This window comes from Pseudomonas sp. NDM (assembly GCF_003105095.1).
Lineage (GTDB): Bacteria > Pseudomonadota > Gammaproteobacteria > Pseudomonadales > Pseudomonadaceae > Aquipseudomonas > Aquipseudomonas moraviensis_A.
Genome location: NZ_QETJ01000223.1, coordinates 1 through 6,560, shown reverse-complemented (window position 1 = coordinate 6,560; position 6,560 = coordinate 1). Strand labels below are relative to the sequence as shown.

At 49.1% G+C, this 6,560-nt stretch carries 8 protein-coding genes; 3 read left to right on the top strand and 5 right to left on the bottom strand.

The annotated features are described in order from the left end of the window. Window positions 1-139 precede the first annotated feature (139 nt). The 3 genes from arfB to DCO47_RS25070 all read left to right on the top strand — a co-directional run bounded on the left by arfB (window position 140) and on the right by DCO47_RS25070 (window position 2,907). A complete protein-coding gene (gene arfB / locus DCO47_RS25080; RefSeq protein WP_116659157.1) occupies window positions 140-553 on the top strand; it encodes an alternative ribosome rescue aminoacyl-tRNA hydrolase ArfB in 414 nt (137 codons plus the stop codon). A 211-nt stretch (window positions 554-764) separates the two neighbouring features. Then, window positions 765-2,204 carry a dGTP triphosphohydrolase gene (gene dgt / locus DCO47_RS25075; RefSeq protein ID WP_116659156.1) on the top strand — a complete coding sequence of 480 codons (1,440 nt, stop codon included), beginning with the start codon at window positions 765-767 and terminating at the stop codon, window positions 2,202-2,204. Window positions 2,205-2,214: 10 nt separating this feature from the next. Then, window positions 2,215-2,907: a hypothetical protein gene (locus DCO47_RS25070; RefSeq protein WP_133247428.1), complete on the top strand. Its 693-nt coding sequence runs from the start codon at window positions 2,215-2,217 to the stop codon at window positions 2,905-2,907. A gap of 33 nt (window positions 2,908-2,940) precedes the next feature. Here DCO47_RS25070 and DCO47_RS26965 read toward each other — a convergent pair whose 3' ends face one another. The 5 genes from DCO47_RS26965 to DCO47_RS27430 form a co-directional block, all read right to left on the bottom strand. After that, window positions 2,941-3,726 carry a hypothetical protein gene (locus DCO47_RS26965; protein ID WP_133247427.1) on the bottom strand — a complete coding sequence of 262 codons (786 nt, stop codon included), beginning with the start codon at window positions 3,724-3,726 and terminating at the stop codon, window positions 2,941-2,943. A gap of 101 nt (window positions 3,727-3,827) precedes the next feature. Beyond that, complete coding sequence (locus DCO47_RS26960; protein ID WP_133247426.1) at window positions 3,828-4,505, bottom strand: hypothetical protein; 678 nt, start codon at window positions 4,503-4,505, stop codon at window positions 3,828-3,830. A gap of 147 nt (window positions 4,506-4,652) precedes the next feature. Further along, the gene (locus DCO47_RS25060) at window positions 4,653-5,906 is read right to left on the bottom strand and encodes an MFS transporter (protein WP_256590256.1); all 1,254 of its coding nucleotides are present in this window, start codon (window positions 5,904-5,906) and stop codon (window positions 4,653-4,655) included. Between the two features lie 112 nt (window positions 5,907-6,018). After that, window positions 6,019-6,201 (bottom strand): hypothetical protein, encoded by a 183-nt coding sequence (locus DCO47_RS25055; RefSeq protein WP_039761215.1) that lies wholly within the window; start codon window positions 6,199-6,201, stop codon window positions 6,019-6,021. A 70-nt stretch (window positions 6,202-6,271) separates the two neighbouring features. Further along, window positions 6,272-6,403, bottom strand: coding sequence for a hypothetical protein (locus tag DCO47_RS27430; RefSeq protein WP_016771117.1), 132 nt, complete (start codon window positions 6,401-6,403; stop codon window positions 6,272-6,274). Between the last annotated feature and the right edge of the window lie 157 nt (window positions 6,404-6,560).

Genomic DNA, 6,560 nt, shown 5'->3' with positions numbered 1-6,560 from the left:
CGCGATAGCGGAATGTCAGGAACATATTTGTCGGCTGACACCCCGCTATCGCGAGCAGGCTCACTCCTACAGGGGGTCTCCAGCAGGATTGCGATGATTTTCAGGTTATCCTGCACGCTCTGATTACGGACGCTTTTCCATGCTGGTGATTTCCAACAATGTGCATCTGCCGGATGCCGAGATCGAGTTGACCGCCAGCCGCGCGCAAGGCGCCGGTGGGCAGAACGTCAACAAGGTTTCCAGCGCCATGCACCTGCGCTTCGACATTCCCAATTCGTCCTTGCCGGAGTTCTACAAGGAACGCCTGCTCGCACTGCGCGACAGTCGCATCACCAGCGACGGCGTGCTGATCATCAAGGCGCAGCAATATCGCACCCAAGAAGCCAACCGCGCCGATGCGCTGGAGCGGCTGGTCGAGCTGATTCTCAGCGCCACCAAAGTCGAAAAGAAACGCCGCCCGACCAAGCCGACCCTCGGTTCGAAGAAGCGTCGGCTGGAGTCGAAAACCAAGCGCGGCAGCATCAAGGCCGGACGCGGCAAAGTGGATTTTTAGGTTGCCACTGGGGGCATTATTCACAGTTAAAATCGTGATTTTCTTCTCAGATGTGGCCTTGAAGGGCACGATTCATGCTAATTAAAAGCGCTGAAGTGAAAGCTCAGTTTCGTTGACCAAACCATTAGTAAGCTAGCTGCAATCGCTATACATCTTGGGCTAGAATGATCATCGACCATCCTTCCCTCATTTTTTACAAGGAAGAAAAAATATGCAGTTGGAGCAACAGACTTGGAATGTTTTGCTTAATTCTGATCGACGTAAAAAGGGCCGCGAGGAGATCGATGCGAATAACCTGGATTCCAAGAAAGAGTTCCGCACCGAAATCGAACGTGATTATGATCGAATCCTTTTTTGTACTCCTGTTCGAAGAATGGCGGATAAGACTCAGGTTTTTCCTTTAGATAAGAATGATAGTGTGCGTAATCGGTTGACTCATTCGCATGAGGTCTCAAATTTAGCGAGAAGTTTTGGAACGACTTTGGTTCATTCGTTTTCGATTGCAGAGGGGGCACATAATTCGTTGCGCGATATTCCAGCGCTATTAGCAGCTATCGGTTTGGTCCATGATTTGGGAAATCCTCCTTTCGGTCATCAAGGCGAATCGGCTATTCAAAGTTGGTTCGTCAGTAATAAAGATCTCGTAGCTGGTAAAGACTTTAGCGTACTCTCGCAGCGTCAGTATCAAGATTTTTTGAAGTTTGAGGGGAATGCACAAACCTTTCGTCTCGTCACGCGGCTTCAGTTGTTAAATGATGATTATGGGTTGGATCTGACTTACGCTACACTTGCGGCGATGATGAAGTATCCGATTGCGTCTAATGGCGTAAGCAAGGGAAGTATTTGCACGAAAAAACACGGATACTTCTTTTCTGAAGAAAAAATAGCGAGGCAGGTGTTGGAGAGTGTAGGTTTGGGGGTTGGGCGAAGACATCCCGTTACCTATATTATGGAAGCCTGTGATGATATTGCTTATGCTGTATTAGATATTGAGGATGCTGTTAAAAAAGGATTGGCATCTTTTTCTGATTTGGTCGCGTATCTAGAGCATCATAATAAGGGCGACGAGGTTATAGGGCGTTTAGTCGAAAATGCCAAGTCGAAACATGCTGACTATAGACTGTCGGGATTGTCTCCAGCAGAGCTAAATGATGTGTCTATGCAAAGATTTCGAGTTTTTGCAATCGGTGAAATGATTACATCTGCTATTGATGCATTTGTTAAGAATCAGGACAGTTTTGTGTCGGGGGAACAGGCTAAGTCACTATTAGAATTGTCATCAGCTCATGCTCTGCGTGAGGAGCTTGGTCAGTTCTCGACGATCCACACCTTTAGACATCGATCTGTTCTCGAGGTTGAGCTTGTAGGTTTTAATACGATCAGAGGGCTTATGGATATATTTTGGTCTGCAATCGTTGAGACCAATCCAGATGAAGATATAAAAAATCCTATTCACCCATATAATAGGTACGTGTATACGCGGATATCGGAAAACTATCGACGTGTATATGATAATCCCTCAGATGAGATGCGATCGCTACCACTTCGTTATCGTCAATGCCTGTTGTTGACGGATATGATTTCCGGTATGACAGATTCATATGCAATAAATTTACTTGAAGAGTTGCGTTCCTTTAAGGTTGCCGCGTGAGTGCATAGTGATGAAAAGTACATCAGCTGCAAGTAAAGTTGTAAGTTATCTTGGTCAAAGTATGGCTGTTTCCCATCCGCTAAGAGTTCTCAAGGATGAAATTTCTGATCTTGCAATTTTTGGCGGCATGATTCGCGATCTGACAATTGGCAAGCCCGAGGACTTTCAATCTGATATAGATTTAGTTTCAACTGCAACATCTGATCAGATATTTTCAATTATCAAAGCCTACTCGCCTGTTAGAAATCGGTTTGGCGGTTACAGATTTCGTCATCTTGGTCGAGATTATGATATTTGGTCATTGCAGGATACTTGGGCCGTTCGTGAGGGGTATGTGGCTGCTAGCTGCATTGAGGATTTATGTAAAACTACATTTTTTACAGTTGATGCGGCAATTTTTAGCTTTAAAGATAAGATGGTTTATGCGCCTGAGTTTTACAGCTATTCAATTAAGGAAAGAGTGCTTGATATAAATCTTGTTCACAATCCATGCCCTGAGAGAATGGCTGCAAAGGCTATCTATTTGGCTTTAGAGAAGGAGTTTTGCGTATCTAACCAGCTGGCAGAATTCATACTCTGTAACTTCCAGTGGCGTGAGAGTCGAGGTATATTCTTAGATTACTTTAATTTGCTTATGCGTCATCAGCGGATGGGGCAGTCAGAGTTGTTTAGATATGCAAGGCAATTAAATATCGAGTTCTGATGCTTAGTGTTATTGAGGTAAGTGTCGTATTTTCTAAAGAAGCTTTGGTTTTTCGGTGCTGAATAGAATGTTTTGTATTTCCTCGCTTTCATTTTTTACTGAGGCGGCTATCTGTTGTGATATGTCGGCCCATATTTTTTTTGCCTCTGATATTTCCAATCCTAGTCTTGCGAATCTCCAGCTGACCTCAGTTTCCCACCAAGGAGAGGCTTGGATTTGATTGGTCGTTGAACTTTCGAAATAAAAGCTCATCCACTGGAGATGATGTTCTTTAATATTCAATTTCATAGCTGCATTTCGAAGTGCTCGTTTTCCTTGAGGGGTATGTTTGTCTACTGCGACCCAAAAAGGAAAGGGGTCTGTATAGATTGTTTTTGATATGGATGTGTCAGGGGTACTTGGATGGGTTGATAAATATGCGCCTGCAATTATGAACGCTTTGTCCCAGTGCCAAGTGGCTTTTGGATACAAGGCCGCAGCGTTGTTTACTACGCTTTCTTGTATTTCATTTTTACACCTTTCGCGAGCCCATTTAAAAAAGCTCTCCGGTCTTTCCAGGCCTGCGGCGATAATTTTAATAGGTAAAGGTTCTGGATGTTTTTCAATAGGTGACATATCGCCTGTGGAAACGGCATATCCTAACGAACCTAGTCCTGCCGCGTCTTTATTCTTTACGAATGAAGCTACCTTTTCTAGCAGAACAATTGTAGGCTCTGACTGTAGCATGTGCGCCGCTTGCCAGCACTCTTCGAATACTATTACACCAGTTCGAGAGCGCAACCATAAAGAGTCTCCGTAGCTTCCAAGTGTATAAGCCACATGTTTTGCTAGCTCTCCATAGCCGCGCCGAACGCACTTCTGTAGCAAGGATCTTAGTAGTGATCTACTAGGGAGGGGAAGTGCTTTTGCCTTTAGCTGTGTCATGTTTTGCTGTAAAAAAATGGGATTCTTGATTCCTTTTCTGCGTAGCTTTTTAGGCATTTGCAGGAAAAACAGGTGCGCCGTTGAATAGATAATGGAAAGTTGTTGGTACTGGCTGCACTAGCTAACGCGGTAGATGCAGATTGAAATTCCGGACCTATGCCTGCAGTTAATCGAGGTTCATCTAAAATTAGTGATCTCAGAAAATTGCCAAATGGTACCAGTCCTCCACGTGTTCTAATAGTTATCATTTGATCGAAATTACCGACTTCAAGACCTGCCGAAAGCTCCTTGGTGTTGGAAAAATATCTTTGTACATTTGGCGCCTCCTCCCACTTCGAGGGGTTGAGACGAGTTACCAGTACTTGCGAGTCTGCTGGGAGGCTTTTTAAGAATGCGATGTCCATCACAAAGGCTACTGGGCCGTACTTATTTCGATTTGACGCTCGAGAATGGATATCGACAGTGTCAAAAAAAATATCATTCCACACGCCCACCCGTTTATCTGCATCGTCAGAAAATTGAATGGATTGTGGAAGTTGTTTTTGAGCGACTAGCTGCCTGGAAGCGATACCTTGCAGCTTCAGCATGCTAATACTCGTCCTAACGCTGTTGGCGTGGTAGAGCTGGGCTATACCGCGATTAACTAATATTTCGTAAACTTCTGCGCCAGTCATATTTAAGTCCTTGAAAAATCTAGGTGTCCATTTTCTCGGGCCGCATTTTTTTGAAAGCTTGCAAGCTATAAAATCGTGGTCAAACAGCTTTTACCTGAAACCGTCAAAATCATGAAAATGCATGCTTGGGGAACTGTGATTTATAATTCATTGAGGATGTTTATGTCTAGCTGCCTTACTGATTTGGTGTAACGGGCTGTCCTCACTTTCAGGCGAGTACGATCGAGTTTTTTGTGTCTCCACATAAAGATATGCACTCAATGTCAATCCGCTCAACGCCGCAAATGCGGCAAACAGGAAGATCGAAGCAAAGCCGAACCCGGCGGCAATCGCCCCGGCCAATGGCCCGGTGATCCCCAGCGACAAGTCGATGAATAGTGAATAGGCACCGACCGCCGCACCACGGCTGGAGGCCGGCACCAGATTCACCGCTTCGACGCCCAGCGCCGGGAACACCAGCGAGAAGCCAAAGCCGCTGAGCGCCGCACCGGCCAGGGCCCAGTGCGCATCCGGCGCGATCCAGAGCAGCAACAACCCCAACGTTTCCACCGACAGGCAGGCGATCGCTACGCGGAAACCGCCGAGGCGGTTGATCAGGTTGCCGAACAGCAGCCGCGCGCCGATGAAGCTGGCGCCGAACAGGCTCAGGCACAGCACCGCGTTATCCCAATGCTGGGTCGCGTAGTACAGGGTGATGAAGGTGGCGATGGTGCCGAAGCCGATCGAGCCCAGCGCCAGTCCGCAGCCGTGAGGGAAGACTTTGCCCAGCACATGCATGAACGGCAAACGCTCACCAGCGACAATCGGCGCCGCGGTCTTCGGCCATGCCAGCGCCAGACCGAGCAAGGCGAGGAGGATGATGCTCACGCCCATGCTCCACAAACCCAGGCGGCTCACCAGCCACACGCCGAATGGCGCGCCGATCGCCAGAGCGCCGTAACTGGCGATGCCGTTCCAGGAAATCACTTTCGCGGTATTCGCCGCGCCGACGCGACCGATGCCCCAGCCAATCGAACCGGAACCGACCAGACTCTCGGCGCTGCCCAGCACCAGACGGCCAATTAACAGGCTGATCAGACTGAGCAGCGGCAGGTTCGGCGTCCACGCGGAAATCAGCATGAACACACCGCTCAAGCCGCAACCCGCGAGGCCAATCATCACTGCGCGTTTGCTGCCCTGGTTGTCGATGATCTTGCCGGCGTACGGGCGGCTGAGCAGGGTGGCGAGGTATTGCACGCTGATCACCAGCCCGGCGATCACCGCGCCGAAACCGAGGTCACTGTGAACGTAACCCGGCAACACGGCGAGCGGGATGCCGATGTTCAGGTAACCGATGAAGGTGAAGAGGACGATGGAAACCACTTGCAGCGTAACCGCCAGCGGGCGCTGGGGCTCGGATATAGACGACATGGGTAACGATCCACGGGAGCAGCAGATTGGATAGGCTGCTCATGATACCGGCGTGAACCGTTCAGGGGCGGGGAAAAGTAAAACTATTTGCCGGGCGGCGCTTTCAGGATTTTGCCGGGGCGACCAGTTGCGTGGTGACGAGGGCGGCGAGGGCGTTCTCTTCGCTGCCGAAACGCTCGAGCAGGGCAGCTTGCTTCTCGGGCGAGAGGCGATTCCAGATCTCGATCATTTTCTCAGTGGCGCCGATCAGTACGGCAGCTTGGCTTTCGGAGAATTCGTCGGTCATGGCGGGCTCGGGTTTCAGGCAGTGTGGAAAGCGCATGTTAGCGCTTTCCACACGGTCTGTACGGCGGGTCTTACTCTTCGCTGTCGGCTTTGCGGCTGTCAGCGGCTTCTTGCGGCTCGGGCTTTTCAGCGCCGGCGTGTTGCGGGGTCGTCTGCTCAGGTACGTGCAGGCTCGGGAAGGGGAGATTGGGGATCTCGTGCATGGTTGCGCTCCTCGCTAAGTCTGTTGATAGATCAGGTGCTCCGCAGCTTTACAAAGCCTGCGCAGGATACAGCAGGAAAAATGACAATCAGACTTTTAATTCAAATTAATGCGACAGATGGCCGCAGGGGAGGGCAACCCCCAAAGGTCACCACAAA